An 18,640-nucleotide genomic window follows, 5' to 3' on the forward strand; every position below is an offset into this window, starting at 1 on the left:
AACCGCTCCTTTTAATTCTAGTGCTCTACCCGTGCTTCATGCACAAGTTATATTAAGCTTTTCCGTTTTCAGACTTGGGCCTTTCCTCTGGATACTCAATACGGGAATGGAAAATCCCCATTACTGTTTCCTTGAGGGTTTGAGCCACGATATCAAGCTCCCGCATGGTCAGCTCGCAGTCGTTAAATTGGTGATCATCAAGACGGCTCTTAATAATTTTCTCAATCATGGATTCAACCTGTTCCACCGTCGGCTTCCGTAAGGAACGAACTGCTGCCTCCACACTATCAGCAATTCCCACCACAGCAGACTCTTTAGACTGAGCCTTCGGTCCCGGATAACGGAAATCATCCTCCGTGAAGTCAGGCTCTACCCCCCGCTCTTCAGCCTCACGCAACGCCTTGTGATAAAAATAGTGTAAGAATGTCGTTCCGTGGTGCTGCTCGGCAATATCGCGAATTGGCTTGGGCAGCTTGTAATCCAATTGCATTTCCACGCCGTCACGAGCATGGGCGATAATGATGGATTTGCTAAGCTTGGGCTCTATTGAATCATGTGGATTTTCCAACCCATTTTGATTTTCAATGAAGTACGAAGGCCTCTTGGTTTTACCAATATCATGATAATACGAACCAACCCGGCACAACAAGCCGTTTGCTCCTATAGCCTCCGCTGCGGCCTCTGACAGATTACCCACCATTACACTATGATGATACGTTCCCGGTGTCTCTGTAAGCAGCTTGCGGAGCAATGGATGATTGGGATTTGACAGCTCAACAAGCTTCAGTGCCGACAAGATACCAAAGGTAGACTCAAAAAATGGCATTAGCCCAATAACAAGTATTGCTGTTATCAGACCGCCTGCAAAAGCAAAAGCTACCCCATAGAGCGTCGTCGTTTGAGTCCAATTCCCTTGGTCAATCAGTGCCAGAGAAAAAACAGACAGGGCACCGAACAGGCATACCATGATCGCCCCTTTGAACAGTGTTGAACGCTGGCTGGCTCGATGGGTAGAGAAAATCGCTGCCAGACAGACCACAATAGCAAAAAAACCAAAATTAAAGTCAAAAATTTGTCCCTGACGGACATTCAAAATAACACTTGCCAATATACTGAATATAACGGCACATACGAAAGCCAACGACATATCAAGCAACAGCGTTACGAGCATAGCTCCAAGCGCGATAGGCGCCAGATAGCCGAGATAGGAACGTTCATTGTTCTGCAGTATGGAAATTAACATCATTGCTCCAACTGTTATCACAAAGATTAATACTAGCATGAGCAACTGCGCATTATTATACTTGAAGTTTCGTGTTCGTGATTGGAATTGACGAATATACATAAACAGGCCCAATGCCAGCATCATAGACAACATCAGTAGGCCAAATTGTGGCCAATAATTGATTTTATCCTTGAGCAATTCATTTTCATCAAGCAGTGTATAGATTTCCTGGGTAATAATCTCACCCTTCTTGACGAGTACTTCACCCTGTTTAATGTAAACTGTCGGTGTATCTTCACGAGCCTGTACCTTGGCGTCCTTCGTAGCTGTATCATCATAAAACTTGTTGGCGGTAATCACAAGCCTTGCAAGTTCCTGAACAACCTCCCGTGAAGTACGCTTGGTAAGCGAGCTTGTACTAACCCGCTCAGCTACTTTCGCTCGGGCTGTCTGAGCATCCGTAATTTGATCATTCATCAACCCTGTCACAATCTCACGGGCAACAGGCCGCATTTCAGCAATATCCTCAGATGTAAGGCGCGGAATTTTAATGAATGTCTCCTCTGGAATTCGGTACGTTTGCTCTTTCGTTTTTTCCAGCACTTCATCCAGCAGCTTATCTGGGTAGGCATCCGCATTACGGCTGTTATTCACAAAATTTTGCACAAATTCCCGTGCACGTTGCGGAATCTCATCCTTATAAATCGAAATCTTATCTGCTCTGGAAACCTGATCATCCTGATTGAGCCGTTCAATTCGATCCAAAATACCAGTAATCAGGTTATCGTTGCGAACTGGCACAATGGTATACATGGGCTGCACACGTTCAGCTGATTCCTCTTGAGCCTTCAAAGTCGCCTTACTGTTAGGAAGCTGCATCGGGGCGACAATTTCCTTTTCACTCGGTTGATTTACCCGAATATCATAACGCTCGGGAAGCAGCTTGGACGCAAAGCCTACATAAAAAAGAACCACCAAAAATAAAAACAGAAGATAGCGTGTCGCCACGCTATACTTCCATCCATTCATTCTATGCTGGAACGTTTTCCCTTTAGATAATTCCTTCGAGGTCATCTAAAACAATCCCTCTCCATCATCTTTTTCAAGGCAGCTACACTGCTTATTTTATTACTTTTTCTGATCGCACACACCATACTCGTGCTTGAATGACTATCCTTGTTTTTCGGCAACACGGTCATAAGCAACAATGATTTTTTGAACCAGGGAATGACGAACAACATCCTCTTCTGCAAACTGGACAAAACCTATTTCCTCAATCCCTTGTAAAATCGCATTTGCTTCAATCAGACCGGATTTTTTGCCACGAGGCAAATCAATTTGCGTGACATCGCCGGTAATGACCATTTTGGAGCCGAAGCCAAGTCGAGTCAAAAACATTTTCATTTGCTCGGGTGTGGTGTTTTGCGCTTCGTCCAAAATAATAAATGAATCATCCAGCGTACGTCCCCGCATATAAGCCAAAGGTGCAATTTCTATTAATCCGCGCTCCAGTGCCTTTGCAGTCTGCTCTGGGCCCATCACATCGTATAGGGCATCATACAATGGGCGTAAATACGGATCAACCTTTTCCTGTAAATCCCCTGGTAAAAAACCTAAATTTTCACCTGCTTCCACCGCAGGACGAGTCAGTACAATGCGCTTGACTGAACCTTCCTTCAGGGCAGCTACGGCCAGCACTACAGCCAGATAGGTTTTACCAGTACCCGCCGGGCCAATTCCAAATACAATATCGCGTTTCTTAATCGTGGTTACATAGTGCTTTTGTCCAATCGTTTTGACGCGAATCGGTTTACCCCGGAACGTCGTCGTAATTTCACCCTTGAACAAATCGAGCAGCTGATCAGCGCGTAAATCTTTGGCCAATTCAATCGCATAATGGACGTCCCTTTCGGTCAGTATATACCCATTGCGAATTAACTGGAGTAATACATCGAACAATTGTTCGAGCACTTCCACCTCGTGTGCATTACCAAAAACATTAACTTCTGCCTCACGAGATGCTATTTTTGCTGGAATAGCGGCTTCGATTAATTTTAAAAAGGAATCCTGCGGGCCAAATAACGCCTGTCCTTCTCCCGCATTGTTCAATGCAATTTGTATGCTGCGTTGTTGTTCTGCCAAATAGCCTCATTCTCCTTGGTTATGAACTAACGGAAGTTCTTCCGCAATATCCTGCTCCACTTCAAAAAGCACTTTCATATAAACTTTACCATTCTCTCTCTTCTCATGCAAAATTTTTTGACTCATTATTTTCGTTCCTTTGCCGTATTTAGCTAAAATATCAGCTCGCGCGCCTTCTATACCTGACATTTTTGCTTCTGCTTCCGTAAGCTTCTGCTCTTGTATCTTTGTCTCCCTCACACTTTCGGTCATCCAACCTATCGGAAGTTTGTAGGAACGCCATGTTAGCGGATCATGTTCAACTGTTGTTTTATGTGTAGAATAAGGTATTTTCCCATATCCCCACAATTGTATCGCACGGTTGCCTAACACCAGATACAAGCGGTCGTGACTGGTACCTGTATACGTGCTGCTGCGTTGCACCGTGGGACTGCTAATTTCGTATTCATGCCATACAAGACCCTTAACCTCTCCTTTGGCTACGACCTGCTGCTGATTCTCCTCATCTCCAAGCGTTCCCGAGATGAGAATGGCTCCTTTTTTGACACGCGTATTTTTATGCACGACAGGACGACCCTGCTCGGCAAAAATTTCAGTGACTACCGCGTCTGCCTTACTGATGATATGACGTGGGCTGTAGAGCGGCGCAGGGGTAGGCTGTGAAGCTTCAACAACCTGAATCGTCACCAAAGTACCCTGTTTTTCCACACCGATCCAGGATGCCTCTGGAAGCTTCTGCATGAGCGCACGGGAAAGCTTGTCTTGACTAGAAAGACGAAAGCTCCATTGAAACGGATACAGCCCCTCCTGACGGGCGGCTTTGAGAACGGATTCCGTTGAGAGCTTATCATTCCCCTTCACTTCAATGTCCCAGATAAGCGAAGACATCAGCAGGAGACCTATCCAGAACAAAGCCAATCCAGCCAGAAAAAATTTACGTTTGGCAAGTCGTATAACAGTAAAGGGAAGCCCTTGCCGCTTCAGAACGTGCATTTTACAGCCTGTCCTTCTCAAAAGCGGGCGTAGGAGGAAGACGTGCGGCAGCAGAAGGTTCATTTCTGCATGTCTAGTACCCATCGGCCGCACGTTCCAAACTGGTATATGTTGATAGGCGAGTAAATTAATGAAAGTTTCCACACTTTCACCCTTAACAGCAAGGGTAACCGTGCCACGCAGCTTTGCTAAAGCAGGATGTTTCACGAGCCTTCCTCCGTTCCTTCCATTTGGATATCCGTTATATGTCCCTCCACACTTACCTGCTCTGGCAGAATAGACGTAATGACTAGATCATGGCCGGACACCCTCAGCCTGCCTTGCGCAAGTGCAAGTACGAGCTGATCCGGCGTGAAATCCACCACGCCCCGGTGATTCTCCACATAAAGCTGGCGGCTGCCGATGAGGGTTAACCGCGGCAAGTCAAATAGAATGTCCTGCGGAAGCTCCAGCGTCTCGCTGGCCCACTTTCGCAGTTTGCGGCTCATCCTGCTCATACGGCGAAATCTCCTTTCCCGTCATCAAAACATCTGTTATCCAACGGCTCATAGTTGTTTTGATGACAGCACGCTGCTATTTTTTCATCTTTGTTATTGCCATTCGGACTCATTGATGTTTCATGGCAGCTACGCTGCTGGCTTTTCATCGTTATAAGTGAACACCATTACACCAGCGCCACAGATATCTGTTCTGTACATTTTATGATCCAGTCCCCGCATTTATGAGGCTAAACTTACAATTCGTAGCTGCTACTATATTGCAGAGGCAAAAGATGTGTTCTTTAAAAATTCACAACCAAAAAAGCCAACCTCGTTTTCATACCGAAAACAAGGTTGGCTTTTTTTGATTTTCATTATATGACACGGTTATTTCTCGTTATCTCGATTCAAAAGAGAGTTTTTTCTAGAGTATAAGAAGTAAACAGCCATACCAATGATGAGCCAAATAATAAAGCGAATAAATGTCTGACCATTCAAATTAAGAATGAGCACCCCACATGAAACGATAGCCAGGATTGGAATATACGGAACTCCAGGACATCGGAAGGCCCTTGGCAAATCAGGTTGTGTTTTTCTCATAACGATGACGGCGATCGAAATCAGAATAAATGCTGACAAGGTTCCAATGTTCACCAAACTAGCTAACTCATCTAGCGGGATCAGCCCACCCATTAATGCAGATAAAGTACCAAAAAACAACGTGTTAATGTAGGGCGTTTTATATTTGGAATGAACCTTGGATAATACTTTGGGGACTAAGCCGTCACGTGACATAGCAAACATAATGCGAGTTTGACCATAGAGCATAACCAGCATGACCGTTGTCATTCCTAAGATAGCTCCTATATCTATAATACCTGCAACCCAGTTCTGACCCGCAACCTGCAATACCAATGACACAGGGTGAGAGATACCTTCAAATTGCATAAACGGTACTATACCAGTCATAATCGCGCTAACAATGACATACAAAAACGTACAAACAACAAGTGAGAAAATAATGCCTCGCGGTAAATCACGAGCGGGATTTTTGGTTTCTTCAGCCGCTGATGAAACAGCATCAAAACCAATAAAAGCAAAAAACACAAGAGCTGCAGCTCCAAACACCCCACTGAACCCAAACGGTATAAACGGTGTCCAGTTATCTGGCTTCACATATTTAAAAGCAACGATGATAAATAATAAAATAACAACAATTTTTACGATTACCATGATGTTGTTAATCCGTTTTGATTCTTTTATCCCAAAATAAAGCAAGAACGTGATACCCATCAAAATTAAAAAAGCTGGGAGATTAAAATAAGTAGTTTGGTCTTTTAAAGCCCCAGGTGCAGCAGTGAATTCAAGCGGAATGTGAAGGCCAATTCCATTCCAAAATGATACAAAGTAACCCGACCAACCTGCGGAAACGGCGCTGGCTGCCAGCATGTATTCCAAAATCAAATCCCATCCAATAATAAAGGCCAATAGTTCCCCCATCGTTGCATATGTAAAAGTGTAAACAGAACCGGATACTGGAACGGTGGATGCAAATTCCGCATAAGCCAATGCTGCGAATAAACAGGCGAGTCCTGCAATCACAAAAGAAAGAACCAAGCCTGGACCAGCCGTGACTGCTCCCGTACCTGTCAACACAAAAATCCCCGTTCCGATAATGGCTCCAATTCCAAGCATCGTTAAATCAAACGCACCCAGTTCCCTTTTCAGTGCTTTTTCCCCTCGCGTAGCGGCAATCAACTGATCAATGCTCTTCTTTCTAAACAAGCTATTCCCCATCGATCCCATCCTCCTAAAAATTAATTTTTCATTTTTATAACCTTTGTTTTATCACCTCAATTTAAATCAAATTTTATCTAATTATGGAGTGAATTTCATAAGTATCTATCATTGAGAACATTATATATAAAAAAGAAAAAATGAAAACTGCTTTCGGAAAGCTTCATTCATATTGTTACATTTGATCATTTTTCACGAATATATTTTCATAAATGAGACCTTAAATTAGACAAAATGCCACCATTTTAGATGACAGCAAATGTTAGAAACCTAGGGCACACAAGGGATTATCACATTCGTTGTCAGGTAATTAGAGCATTTGTCGTTAATTCACTTTTTATTCTGAGCATGCTTATGTATTCCTAAAGCATCACAAAAAAAGATCCGCCACAGCCAAAGCCGTGACGGATCCCCTATCATTTTAACGTCTTCCTCCACCCATGTAGCGCTTGGAACGCGGAGGACCTAATATTTCTGCCCAAATCACACCTTTGCGCAGATCAGCTGTATCCACCGTATTACGGTCTTGCGAAGCTATCTCTGGCGCATCGGTAATTTCCCCTGACTCCCTCGCGTTGGATATACGATCGAGACGGGCTAAAACCATTCTGCGTTCTTCTTCCATAGCACGGATCCGATCCTCTAAAGTCGAACCGTTATCTAATGAATCCCGGTCCATCCGTTCTTCCGTTTCCGAACGATCGCCCACTCCTTCTATACGACGAGCTTCCATAACTGCCCGTCGTTCATTAGGAAATTGACGTTGCAACTCACCAGCAACATCCTGCTGGCGCTGCTCTTGCCCATGTTCCGTTGTGAAGGGTCTGGATGACGTCGAGGGCCCGCGAGAACCATGATCCCCCCCAAAGGTAGGCATACCTTTTCGCGGCGGTGATTTCCGCCCTGTACCTTGGATGCTTTTCCCCAAAAAGGACACCAAAGCAAAGCCAATCACGATCAGGATATACAAATGTTCAAAGATCCAGCTGATAAAGTTCATTACTCACCACCTAGCTGCCGTAATTCATCGGCTATGTCCCGTTATTAATCCCGGTTCTTGTTGTCATTCCCGGAGTTCTCATTCGGTTTGCCTAAGGAGCCACGCATTTGCGTATCCGCCTCAATATTTTTCAAATTCATATAGTCCATGACGCCAAGCTTCCCGCCACGCAGCGCTTCAGCCATTGCCAGCGGCACTTCGGATTCGGATTCCACCACGCGCGCTCTCATTTCTACAACACGTGCCTTCATTTCCTGCTCCTGCGCTACAGCCATCGCACGCCGCTCTTCCGCTTTTGCCTGCGCAATACGTTTGTCGGCTTCCGCCTGTTCTGTTTGCAGAAAAGCACCGATATTTTTACCTACATCAACGTCCGCAATATCAATGGACAAGATTTCAAATGCTGTCCCGGCATCCAAACCTTTGGACAATACAGTTCTTGAAATTGAATCTGGATTCTCCAATACGTCCTTATGCGAGTTACTGGAACCTACGGTTGTAACAATACCTTCACCAACCCGTGCAATAATCGTTTCTTCTCCGGCACCCCCAACAAGTCGATCAATGTTGGCACGCACCGTAACACGAGCTTTAACCTTTACTTCGATACCATCCTTGGCGACCGCAGCCACAATAGGTGTCTCAATAACACGCGGATTAACGCTCATTTGGACTGCTTGCAGAACATCCCGTCCCGCAAGGTCAATCGCTGCCGCACGTTCAAACTCAAGCGGAATGTTAGCTCGCTGCGCAGCAATCAACGCATTGATCACGCGGTCTACATTCCCTCCTGCGAGAAAATGGCTTTCCAGCTGGTTAATGTTCAAGCCCAGACCCGCCTTGGTTGCCTTAATGAGCGGATTGACAATTCGGCTTGGCGTGACGCGCCGTAACCGCATAGCTACCAGCGTAATGATACCAATGCGCACACCCGAAGCCAATGCTGAAATCCACAGCATCACCGGGAAGAAACTGAAAAATACGCTCAATACAATAATCACTACAACGGCAATCAGCAAAACGCTGACAATACCCGATTCGAACACTCGCATCATCCTCCATTAATCTAATTCTTTGTTGTTTGCTTGTTTAGACGCTAGTGTCTGCCTTGACCACAATTCGCCCACCTTCTACTTTGGATACTATAATCGGCATATCTGTAGCAATAAACTCGCCGTTCGTTACAACATCGACTCGCTCATCAGCGATCAGCACCGTTCCGGCTGGACGAAGGGGTGTCAGACTGACACCCCTCTGACCTAATAGCATCTCCCGGTTCACAACCGAAGAAAAGCCTTGGTCAGCCGTTAAACTTTCTTTAAGTATAAAACGGTTCCATATCCCTCGGTCCTTGAATACAACCGCGATGATCGCCACCACGGCAACCGCAGCTGCAAAGGCAATGCCCAAAGATATAAACGCGTGCTGCATGTTGTATGCTGCGCGAACAACTCCGGCAACAAGACTAACGGAACCCAAAATGCCCAAAATACCAAAGCTTGGGATGAACATTTCAAGGATAAGCAGAGCCAGACCGATAATAAACAACAACCACGTCTCCGAACCTGCAAACCCAGCAATATAATTGCCGAAGAAATACAAACCAAATCCGAGTATGCCCAAAATTCCCGGTACACCAAAACCGGGTACGAGCAGCTCAATAACGACACCCGCGATACCGATAAATAAAAGCAACGTCTGCACAATTGGGTTGATCAATATCTCGGCTGCTTTTTCAGCCCATGTTCGCTCCACATGAATTACATCGTCCGTGCTGTAACCCATCCACTGGATAACTTCTTGTTCGGAAGACGCGATGTGATCCGCATAACCCAACTTCAGCGCTTCCTCACTGGTTAAAGAAATGATCTGGCCATTTTCCTTATTAAAGTTCATCTCTGGAATAGATACGGTCGTTTTGGAGTCAACCATACCTCTGGCAATATCCGGGTTGCGTCCGCCAGCTTCTGCGGCAGATGCCATGCTACTCTTCCACCAAGCTACCGTTTTTGGATCTGTGATAGCCTGCCCCCTGCCGTCTACTAACGCTGCTGCTCCGATAATACTCCCCGGTTTCATAACAATCTTGTTTGCGCTCAACGCAATATAGCTACCCGCTGAGGCCGCTTCGCCCCTTATATAGGCTACGGTCGGAATTGGACTGTCTTTAATCAGTTTGCCCAGCTTCTCTGCTGTATCTACCCGTCCACCGGGAGTGTTAATATCCAGTAAAATCAGACCTGCTTTGGAATCTGCTGCTTCTGCAAATCCACGTTCCATAAATTTGCCCAGACCTTGCTCAATTTCCTGTTCAACTGGTATAACAAACACAGCTCCACCTTTAGTTTGGGCCGCCACTGATTCGGAATGAACTAAGGGTAACAGCAAAACGGATACCATAATCCACAACGTTAAAAAGATCAACTTACGACTGGAGTGGTGATGTTCTCTATGCATTTCTCTCCCCCCTTTCGATCTTTCTATGTTACAGCACTTTGTTAGACAAACTATACAGTTTTCAGGATTTAATGTGAAATTATTGGGTATATTGCTAATCCTGCCGGCTGTCAGATACTTTACGCACCCAACGGACATCACGTTTCACACAATTAAAGATAGCGTTTACATAAAAGAATTTTCTCATCATTACATCCTATGGCAGGCATCGCATATATAGAAATAACACCCTCTGTAAACAGAGGGTGTTGTGTTTTCCTGTTTGTCGCAGGTTTATTGCAGAAATTGCTGAACCGCTTGGTTCACGAGCTTACCGTCAGCGCGGCCTTTTACCTTAGGCATCAAGGCCGTCATTACTTTCCCCATCTCGGCTTTCGAAGAAGCACCGGTTTCCTGGATGGTCTGCTGTACAATAACTTTAATTTCTTCCTCAGAAAGTTGTTCGGGAAGGTACTGAGCGATGATCTCTATTTCTGCTTTAGTGCTTGTCGCAAGTTCATCACGACCGGCTTTTTCAAATTCATGGAGGGCATCTTTTCGCTGTTTGATCTCACGACTCAGAATATCAAGCACTTCGTTGTCGTCCAAATCCCGTTTCAAATCTATTTCAAGATTTTTAATCGTAGAACGAACCATTCGAATGGTGGAGAGTTTGAACTTGTCCTTACTCTTCATTGCTTGCTTCATATCTTCGTTCAATCGTTCGCTCAAATTCATGATTGCTTAGATCCTCCTAGAACTTTCTCTTACGAGCAGCCTCGGACTTTTTCTTGCGCTTTACGCTTGGCTTTTCATAATGCTTGCGTTTCTTCACCTCAGCCAATACGCCATCCTTAGCAATGGAACGTTTAAAGCGACGAAGTGCAGCATCAATTGTCTCGTTTTTGCGAACTTTAGTTTCAGACACCAGTTTTCCCTCCCTCCGACCAGACCGTCCAAGAGCAATAACACGGTTCATCAAATTTTATTATAGGTGAAACGGAAACCAGGTGTCAACCTATAAGAAAAAATGAATACATAAAGGGCCACTTTTCTCCATTCACTTCCGTATTACTGAAAAGACAAGCTCTGTCATTTTTTAAGAATGTGAGTCCGAAATACCTGTCAAGGCACCCAATTTGGCGCCGCCCAGTAAGTGATAATGCAGATGCCCCACCGCTTGTCCACTATCCGGGCCACAGTTGTTAATCAACCGATAGCCAGACTCAGCGATTCCTAACTTTTTCGCAACCTCAACCGCAACACGATGAATCTCCGCGATAAGAGGAAGATCCTCCTCCGTCACAGCGTTCATCGAAGGAATATATTTTTTGGGAATAATGAGCACGTGTACTGGCGCCGCAGGCTGGATGTCATGAAATGCGAGCACATTGTCGGTTTCCAACACCTTTTTGCTGGGGATGGTTCCATCCACAATTTTCAAAAACAGATCGTCCATTCAAAACCCTCCTTTGGCAGTGAGCCGATCATAAGTAAATAGGCATAAACAGCCCTTGCTCTCGGCATTCAAAGTTATGTATTTCACACACTGAATAGAAACATATACAGCCATGTTTGGTTATACTTATGTTTCTATATGTATCATAACGGAAAAAGGGTCTTAATACCAGTTTCCCTTACTAACTTCCTCTATAATAGCTTTCACCCCTGCATCAATTTGATCTAACTGCGCGCGAGAAATACTTATGCGCAAAAACTTCTCTTGTTCCCTATAGCCTGATAAATAAAAGCCTTTGCCAGCTACAACCTGGATGTTCCTCGCGGAAAGACACTGTACCAAGCGTTCCAAATTCACCGTCCGAGGCAGTTTAAACTGCATATAAACTCCTGAGGTTACAGCTGAAGTCTGAACGTATCCAGCCTGATTGTATCGTTCCACAGCCTTGTTAAGAGCACGAACGCGCTCCGAATACAGTTTGCATATCGTGTGCTTGTGGCGTTCATACATTCCATTTTTAATATAAATATCAAGCGCCGCCTGAGACAAAATAGATGTGTCGACATACCTTTTATAGGCATTAAACGTCTTCAATAGGGCTTCTGGCAATACCGCAACTCCTAATCGTAAGCCGGGGAAAATGATTTTCGAGAAGCTTTTCAAATAAATAACATGGTCCGTCTGGTCGTACGCATAAATGGGATCAAACAGATGATCAGCCCCCAAATCTGCCATATAGTCATCTTCTACAATGTACACATCATATTTGGCGGCTAAGGCAGCTATCGCTTTTCGCTCCTCTGTGCTGTATGAGATTCCTAATGGATTATGATATCTTGACATGGTATAAAAAAACTTGATGCTCTCGTTCTTAAATTGATTCTCCAATTCGTGAAAATCCATACCTTCCGCTGTCCGGACGATGGTACTGACGGGTATGTTCTCTTCCTCCAGAAAACGCAAATATATATCGTAACTTGGCTGCTCGACCAAAACCTTTTCTTTGCCATTGGGAAACGGCATTTTAGCGAGTATCTCCAATGCCTGCTGAACACCCGAAGTAACGATAATCCGATCCATTTTTGCAAACACCTGAGTATCAGCCAAATGGGAAACCAACGTATGACGCAGTGTTTCCAGTCCTTGCGAATCGCCATAAGTGAACAGATGATATTTGTAGGTGTCAATAGCCTGATTCAAACAATGTTGGAAATCCAGATAAGGGAATACATTTAAATCCGGGGAGGCCGAAGCAAAATCAACGGAGTCTTGAATATGGCTATAGTGCAAATCGCCCGCATTTTCCACTACATAGTATCCACTTTGCGGTATGGAATAGATGGCGTGTTTCTTTTCAAGTTCAGCATATGCCCGCAGAATCGTGCTTTTGCTGCACCTGTATAATTCAGAAGCCTCACGGACCGACGGCAGCTTGTAACCTGATTTATATTGTCCCTCGCGAATTTTAAGTTCTATATCCAATAAAATTGAAACGTATTTTTTCACAATATCCCCCCACCTGCTCTTTACATACTCATACATGCTCATTTCATTACATGCTTATTCCGTCTGATGTTTCTTTACACGCTAGATGTTACCATGGTTTATGGATAAACAGGATACCTTATTTCATTGAACTGTACTGATACAGTTTCAATTATTGGATCATATTTGGGATGTTTTACGTGAAAAAGAGGCTGTTTCTTCATAATGGAAGAAACAGCCTTGCATGGTGATGATGTATGGATGCGCCTTAAAGTCACTTGTACTGGACAAGAACTGTAGGCGGGAGAGAGCAGAGAATTCACTATATCTGGCGACTAAGGAATTAGGATTAGTAATAAGGCAGCAAGCTAATCGCTGTCAACGCTGCAAGTGGCAGAATCAAACGATTAAAGCGACGGCGTCCGTATGGGAATCCATATGCATAAGCGGGTACTGGATACGGGTACGGATACGGGTACGGATACGGAGGATAAGACGCATAGCCACCATAAGCACGGGAGCCGCAGCCACAATTGTTAGGTGGATATGGGAGATTAACATTGACATTCTCCATCTCGTCTCCACCCATAGGAACGGCTAAGTATATCTTTTCATCATCCACATGCTCTACAATGCCGTCATACATTGTCCCGTCCTTCACCCATACGCATACATAACGATGCATATGCTTTTGACATAGTGCTTTAGCATCCGTCTGTTCCGGTGCTGTAACTTTTTCGGTTGTCATGCTTTTTTCCATGGTTGTTTCCTCCTAGGCTCTTGCATGTATACCGTATGTTATTCAAAAACGGGCTATTTGCTACATCAAATTGGGCGAATTCCGACTTGCAAAAAAAAGAAGCACCCCGGGAGCTCTTGGCAGAGCCCCTCTGAACGGACGTATGACGGGAAGATTTCTTCCGCAGCATACGTCCGCCGGGGTGCTGTATGATTAACTTGTCGGCTTGGCTGTATTATAACAATAGTTTGAAACTGTATCTGTGACCTGTATCACATTACTTCAAAAAGTTTCCATAACCACACGTGAGCCGCCTCCAGCCTGCTCTGCTGGAAGAACAACTAGCTTGCGCGGAAGACGGGCCCGTAGTTCAGGCACATGACTAATCACACCAACAGACAATTGATCGTGGTGCAGCTTTTCCAGTGAGGTGATCACTGTGTCAAGCAGCTCAGGGTCCAACGTTCCAAAGCCTTCATCCAGAAAGAAAAATTGCAGAGGGTATTGGCCCCGCAATTGAATTTGAGCCGAAAGCGCAAGCGCAAGCGACAAGGAGGTCAGGAACGTTTCGCCACCGGACAAGGTCGATACTGGACGTTTGACCCCACCGTTGGCATCGTCACTAATGACAAAACCACCGCTGGAATCTACCTCTAGCGCGTAACGCTGCTTGGTCAGAAAACGCAGGCGGCGTGAAGCCGATTGACTGACCTGCATGAGCTGCTCCTCGGCAATATATTCAACAAAGGCATTGCCGCGGAAAACAGACTGGAGCTTGGACATTTTTTCCGCTTCGCTACGCAAATGTATACGATTGGACTCCAGCTTCATCCAGCGGACGTGTCGATGCTGCAAGTCCTCTAAATCACGCTCAGCCTTGGCGCGATTCTGAAGCGCCTCTTCGTCGCGTGCACGGCAATCACGTAGCTGTGCAGTGGCCGTTTCCCACTGTTCCTCTGTTACTGTTGCTCCATTCAGCTGCTCTTCGACATGTTTTAAGCGGGAAGACAGCTCTTTTTCCCGTTCTCGATGCAAGCTCACTTCACGCTCATAGCGTGCGGCTTCTTCCGGTCCCAGACAGCATTCCATGACCTCTGCTTCCGTAGCGAAGGAGGAGGCTTCCAGACGGCTGCCCCAACGGGACTCTGCCATCTGACGTCTTTCTTCTGCCGAGTCGGAGGCCTGCCGTGCAATCAGTGAAGCATGAACAGCTTGCTGCTTGCGTTCTTCCGCTTCGGTACGGCGGCGTGCCGCGGATTCGGCTCCGTTTTTCAGTCCCAACAGTCGCGAGGTCGCTTCTTCCAGCAATGAAGCCGCTTGGCCATCTCCAACCCACTTTCGGAGCTGTGCTAGCTTTTCACGAAGCGAATCATCTTTGCTTTGGAGCCCTGTACGGCGGGCAATAATGATTTTGTCCTCCTCGATGATACTCTGCTGTATCTGTTGAACACGCGCCGCCTTTCCTTCGAGGAAGGTCACGCTCGTCTCCAACCGGGACCGCAGCTCTTCCGCACGCCCGTCGCGCTCCTGCATGGCGCGGTAACGCTCCGCGGCTTCGCCCGGAGCGACATCCGGCAGCTGCGCCGCCCATTCGGCGCGCAGCCCCTCGCTGCGCGTGGTGCATGCCTCGCGCTTGCTCTGTGCCTGCGTCAGCGCTGCAGCTGCTGCCTCCTGCTCGGCGGCAGCACGGATACGCCGCTGCTGTCCAGCGGCATCTGCCTCGCGCAGCGCCTGTGCCTCGGCAGGCAGCGCATGCGCACGTGCGGCTAGCTCTGCCGCAGCACGCTCCAGCACCGTGCAGCGCTCCGCCCAAGCGGCGGCACCGCGCGGCTCTGCTGGCGCTGCCGCGGGCGTGAAAGGCTCGCCCGTGGCGGCAGCGCCACTGTCTGCGGTGGCGGGCTGCGTCAGCAAGCTGCGCTGCTCGTGCAACTGCTGGCGCAGTGTAAGGCGCAGCTCCTGCAAACCAAGCCGCAGGCGGTGCAGCTCATCTGGCGCAGCGGCATCCGCGCTATGCGCCGCGACGACGGCAGGCGCGGGGTGATGCAGCGAGCCGCACACTGCGCACGGCTCGCCTTCGCGCAATTCGGCAGCGAGATGCTGAGCGAGACGGCCCAGCTCCTCGGCACGGAGCTCGTGGCGCAGTTGTTCTTCCTCGGAGGCCAGTGACAACATATCGGCGGTGATCTCTGCCTCCAACGTCAGCAATGCCTCAATGCCATCAGCTGCCTGTGCAGCAAGGGCAGAACGCCGTGCCTCCGTCTCCTGTGTCTCCTGGTCCGTCAGCTTTAGACGTTCGTCAGCTTGCGCAAGCCGTTTCTCCTGAGTGGCGTACTCCAGTTCTGCTTCACGCAATTGCTCATTCGCGATTTCCAGCTGTTGCAACCGTTGCACGGCCTCTTGCAGCATACGCCGCTCATCTGCCCGCACTTCATTTTGCTTTAGCTCTTGTTGAAGCTCCTGCTGTCGCTTCAAGCCTCGCGTCTGTAGCTCTTGTTCCTTTGCGAGTCCTTCTGCATGTTCAGCAAGGGTTTGTTCGCTATGCATAAGCTCGGCCGCCAGACGTTCCCGTTCGGTCCGCAACGCTTCCGTATCACGCTCCAGTTGAAGCGCCTGCTCTAGTTGGTCGATCCGAAGCAATAGCTTCGGTTCTTCGGCACTGAGTGCTTGCCGGGCCTGCTCATCTGCTTGCACAGACACAAGCGCAGCCTCCTGCGCGGTAGCGGCCAGGACTGCCACTTCTTCGGCAGTCTTTTGCCGTTTTTCCGCTTCAGCAATGGCTTCCTTCCAATCCGTCAGCGCAGGCAACAATGCCTCGGCTGCAGTTGCTTGACGCAGCTTGCGCTCCAGCAAAGCAATGCCCGGCTCCTGTGCTGCCAGCTGCTCCAGCTCGTTTGATCTTTGGCTGAGCTCGACGACCAGTTCACGGGTTTTGTTTAGCGCCTCCGATTCACGTGAGACACGCTCTAGCTCGCGACGCGAAGCTTCTGCATTGGCAATCGCCTCTTTGAGACGCAACTCTACATGTTCAAGTGCTTCAGCACTCGCATCCCCCAGCCCTTGCTGCTCCGCCTCTAACGCTTTCAGTGCGATATCGTTGTCTTTCACACGACGGCTCAGCTTCTGTGCAAGTTGGTCTCCATACTTCTCCAGATGGAATAAACGCTGTAGCATCTGTCTGCGTTCACTGCCCTTTAAGGACAAGAATTCCGCAAACTTTCCCTGCGGCAATACGACAGCGCGTGTAAAATCGTCCATTTTCAGACCGATATACTCCTCCACACAGCGCGTCACATCCTGCACCTTATCGGCAAGCACTTCCTCGCCATCCTCTGTTAACGCAATAAAACGGCTAAGCGTATTATTAACCGATACGCCTCCAGCACGTTTGAAACGTCGTTCTACACGGTAACGACGAGGTCCTTGAGCTGACATTAATTCAAACGTAAATGCAACAGACAACGTATCCTCAGCATGATTCATAATGCCTTGTGTACCATTCACTGCCCGCTCCACTTTACCGTACATAGCCAACGTAATGGCATCCAGCAGCGTTGATTTTCCACTACCTGTTGGGCCAAAAATTCCGAACAGCCCAGTTTCGGTCAAATCGTCAAAGTGAATTTCCTGTGACTCCCGGTAGCTTTGCAACCCCGCCAGTTTTAAAAGGATTGGTTTCATGCGTCATCCTCCTCAGCGTGGTCTCTTGCATCATCCTGTTCCACCAGTTCCAGAAACAACTGCACTAATCCGTCATCCGGCTGTGCTCCGCCTGTCTGCCGCTGATAGAATGCCCGGAACAACTCATGCACTGGCAGTTCTGATCGTTGGTGCTCCAGCTGTGCGGCAGCCATTTCTGGATACATGGGACGAATATGAATGATACCTTCACGGCTTTTGCGCAGCCGCTGAATATCTCCCATCGACATCGCTTCATCCAGCGTAATTTCCAGATCAATAAAGGCATCGGTATCCAGTCCTTCGTCCAGCCAGCGATATACTTCCTCCAGACCTCCCCGTGCGCGCCACCTCACTAATGGGCGTCCACTGGTAATATACAGTTCCTCGACCTGGGCAGGCTTGCCAGCAACCACGTCAATTAACGTAACCGATTTGGCTTGTCCGGCTTCAGAAAAGCTATAAGCCAGCGGCGAGCCACTGTAACGCATCAGCCCGTCTCCCTTCACATATTGGGGACGATGCAAATGTCCTAGAGCCGTATACTGTGCCCCAATACTCAAAGCAGACGGATCTACGGTATACGCCCCCCCGACCTGAATCGGGCGTTCCGAGTCCGACTCCAGCCCGCCAAGCACATAAATATGGCTCATTGACAAATTGACGGTGTCAGGCCGAAATGCTGTACTCAGCTGTGACATCAGCAAGCCCACACGGCGGCTGTATGCCTCGCGCAATACTGTTTCATCTCCGTCTTCAGACAATAGCTCGTTCAGACGGGACTCGGAGGGATATGGCAAGGCTGCAATGCATGCCATTTCACCCGTTCGCGGTGTACGAACGCGTACCGCTTCCCCATGGGGCAGTCCCAGCAATGTAATTCCACGCCCGCTCACCAGCGGTGTGACCGAGGATACCCTTTCCGGCTGATCATGATTGCCCGCAATGACGACTAGTGGCCTTCCTCCAGCCGTAAGACGGGCAGACGTTTCATAAAACAATTGCTCGGCTGCGGCCGAAGGATTGACTGAGTCGTATACGTCTCCAGCCATCATAATCAAATCGGCCTGCTGATCGTCAGCCATTTTCGCCAACTCTTCCAAAAACGCCTCCTGCTCCTTCAAACGGCTGCGTCCTTCCAACGTGCGGCCCAAATGCCAATCACCTGTATGCAAAATCCGCATGCTATTCCTCCTCTCCCTATCTATAT

15 protein-coding genes are annotated in these 18,640 nt (G+C 47.6%); all 15 read right to left on the bottom strand.

What is annotated here, in order from left to right; all coding sequences use genetic code 11:
• Nucleotides 1–52 precede the first annotated feature (52 nt).
• Entirely contained in the window at nt 53–2,299 is a 2,247-nt protein-coding gene (locus T3H97_RS17150) for an HD family phosphohydrolase (protein WP_250239572.1), read from the bottom strand.
• 96 nt (nt 2,300–2,395) lie between these two features.
• A complete protein-coding gene (locus tag T3H97_RS17155; protein ID WP_328800359.1) occupies nt 2,396–3,367 on the bottom strand; it encodes a PhoH family protein in 972 nt (323 codons plus the stop codon).
• A 6-nt stretch (nt 3,368–3,373) separates the two neighbouring features.
• Nucleotides 3,374–4,567: a sporulation protein YqfD gene (gene yqfD, locus T3H97_RS17160; RefSeq protein WP_328800360.1), complete on the bottom strand. Its 1,194-nt coding sequence runs from the start codon at nt 4,565–4,567 to the stop codon at nt 3,374–3,376.
• Nucleotides 4,564–4,857 carry a sporulation protein YqfC gene (gene yqfC, locus T3H97_RS17165; protein WP_029517796.1) on the bottom strand — a complete coding sequence of 98 codons (294 nt, stop codon included), beginning with the start codon at nt 4,855–4,857 and terminating at the stop codon, nt 4,564–4,566. The genes yqfD and yqfC overlap by 4 nt, the downstream gene beginning before the upstream one ends.
• Nucleotides 4,858–5,226: 369 nt before the next feature.
• Nucleotides 5,227–6,636 (bottom strand): branched-chain amino acid transporter BcaP, encoded by a 1,410-nt coding sequence (locus tag T3H97_RS17170; RefSeq protein WP_328800361.1) that lies wholly within the window; start codon nt 6,634–6,636, stop codon nt 5,227–5,229.
• Between the two features lie 421 nt (nt 6,637–7,057).
• The gene (locus T3H97_RS17175) at nt 7,058–7,636 is read right to left on the bottom strand and encodes a YqfB family membrane protein (protein WP_328800362.1); all 579 of its coding nucleotides are present in this window, start codon (nt 7,634–7,636) and stop codon (nt 7,058–7,060) included.
• A gap of 44 nt (nt 7,637–7,680) precedes the next feature.
• The gene (floA, locus tag T3H97_RS17180) at nt 7,681–8,682 is read right to left on the bottom strand and encodes a flotillin-like protein FloA (RefSeq protein ID WP_029517799.1); all 1,002 of its coding nucleotides are present in this window, start codon (nt 8,680–8,682) and stop codon (nt 7,681–7,683) included.
• Between the two features lie 43 nt (nt 8,683–8,725).
• Nucleotides 8,726–10,093, bottom strand: coding sequence for an NfeD family protein (locus T3H97_RS17185; RefSeq protein WP_328800363.1), 1,368 nt, complete (start codon nt 10,091–10,093; stop codon nt 8,726–8,728).
• Between the two features lie 273 nt (nt 10,094–10,366).
• Nucleotides 10,367–10,810 carry a GatB/YqeY domain-containing protein gene (locus tag T3H97_RS17190; RefSeq protein ID WP_013311146.1) on the bottom strand — a complete coding sequence of 148 codons (444 nt, stop codon included), beginning with the start codon at nt 10,808–10,810 and terminating at the stop codon, nt 10,367–10,369.
• 16 nt (nt 10,811–10,826) lie between these two features.
• The gene (gene rpsU, locus T3H97_RS17195) at nt 10,827–11,000 is read right to left on the bottom strand and encodes a 30S ribosomal protein S21 (protein ID WP_005547957.1); all 174 of its coding nucleotides are present in this window, start codon (nt 10,998–11,000) and stop codon (nt 10,827–10,829) included.
• Nucleotides 11,001–11,171: 171 nt separating this feature from the next.
• Nucleotides 11,172–11,531 (bottom strand): histidine triad nucleotide-binding protein, encoded by a 360-nt coding sequence (locus tag T3H97_RS17200; RefSeq protein ID WP_025722131.1) that lies wholly within the window; start codon nt 11,529–11,531, stop codon nt 11,172–11,174.
• Nucleotides 11,532–11,693: 162 nt separating this feature from the next.
• On the bottom strand, nt 11,694–13,037 hold the full coding sequence (locus T3H97_RS17205; RefSeq protein ID WP_328800365.1) for an aminotransferase-like domain-containing protein: 1,344 nt from the start codon (nt 13,035–13,037) through the stop codon (nt 11,694–11,696).
• 328 nt (nt 13,038–13,365) lie between these two features.
• Nucleotides 13,366–13,776, bottom strand: a complete 411-nt coding sequence (locus tag T3H97_RS17210; protein WP_190297611.1) for a hypothetical protein — start codon at nt 13,774–13,776, stop codon at nt 13,366–13,368.
• Nucleotides 13,777–14,037: 261 nt separating this feature from the next.
• On the bottom strand, nt 14,038–17,433 hold the full coding sequence (locus T3H97_RS17215; protein WP_328800366.1) for an SMC family ATPase: 3,396 nt from the start codon (nt 17,431–17,433) through the stop codon (nt 14,038–14,040).
• On the bottom strand, nt 17,430–18,614 hold the full coding sequence (locus tag T3H97_RS17220) for an exonuclease SbcCD subunit D (RefSeq protein ID WP_250239583.1): 1,185 nt from the start codon (nt 18,612–18,614) through the stop codon (nt 17,430–17,432). The genes T3H97_RS17215 and T3H97_RS17220 overlap by 4 nt, the downstream gene beginning before the upstream one ends.
• Between the last annotated feature and the right edge of the window lie 26 nt (nt 18,615–18,640).

This window comes from Paenibacillus sp. LX16 (assembly GCF_036252815.1).
Lineage (GTDB): Bacteria > Bacillota > Bacilli > Paenibacillales > Paenibacillaceae > Paenibacillus > Paenibacillus polymyxa_B.

What these genes read in the sequence shown, in the direction of transcription:
- T3H97_RS17150 (WP_250239572.1), bottom strand. Translation starts at nt 2,299, where the DNA reads ATGACCTCGAAGGAATTATCTAAAGGGAAAACGTTCCAGCATAGAATG.
- yqfC (WP_029517796.1), bottom strand. Translation starts at nt 4,857, where the DNA reads ATGAGCAGGATGAGCCGCAAACTGCGAAAGTGGGCCAGCGAGACGCTG.
- T3H97_RS17170 (WP_328800361.1), bottom strand. Translation starts at nt 6,636, where the DNA reads ATGGGGAATAGCTTGTTTAGAAAGAAGAGCATTGATCAGTTGATTGCC.
- T3H97_RS17175 (WP_328800362.1), bottom strand. Translation starts at nt 7,636, where the DNA reads ATGAACTTTATCAGCTGGATCTTTGAACATTTGTATATCCTGATCGTG.
- T3H97_RS17185 (WP_328800363.1), bottom strand. Translation starts at nt 10,093, where the DNA reads ATGCATAGAGAACATCACCACTCCAGTCGTAAGTTGATCTTTTTAACG.
- T3H97_RS17190 (WP_013311146.1), bottom strand. Translation starts at nt 10,810, where the DNA reads ATGAATTTGAGCGAACGATTGAACGAAGATATGAAGCAAGCAATGAAG.
- T3H97_RS17200 (WP_025722131.1), bottom strand. Translation starts at nt 11,531, where the DNA reads ATGGACGATCTGTTTTTGAAAATTGTGGATGGAACCATCCCCAGCAAA.
- T3H97_RS17210 (WP_190297611.1), bottom strand. Translation starts at nt 13,776, where the DNA reads ATGGAAAAAAGCATGACAACCGAAAAAGTTACAGCACCGGAACAGACG.
- T3H97_RS17215 (WP_328800366.1), bottom strand. Translation starts at nt 17,433, where the DNA reads ATGAAACCAATCCTTTTAAAACTGGCGGGGTTGCAAAGCTACCGGGAG.
- T3H97_RS17220 (WP_250239583.1), bottom strand. Translation starts at nt 18,614, where the DNA reads ATGCGGATTTTGCATACAGGTGATTGGCATTTGGGCCGCACGTTGGAA.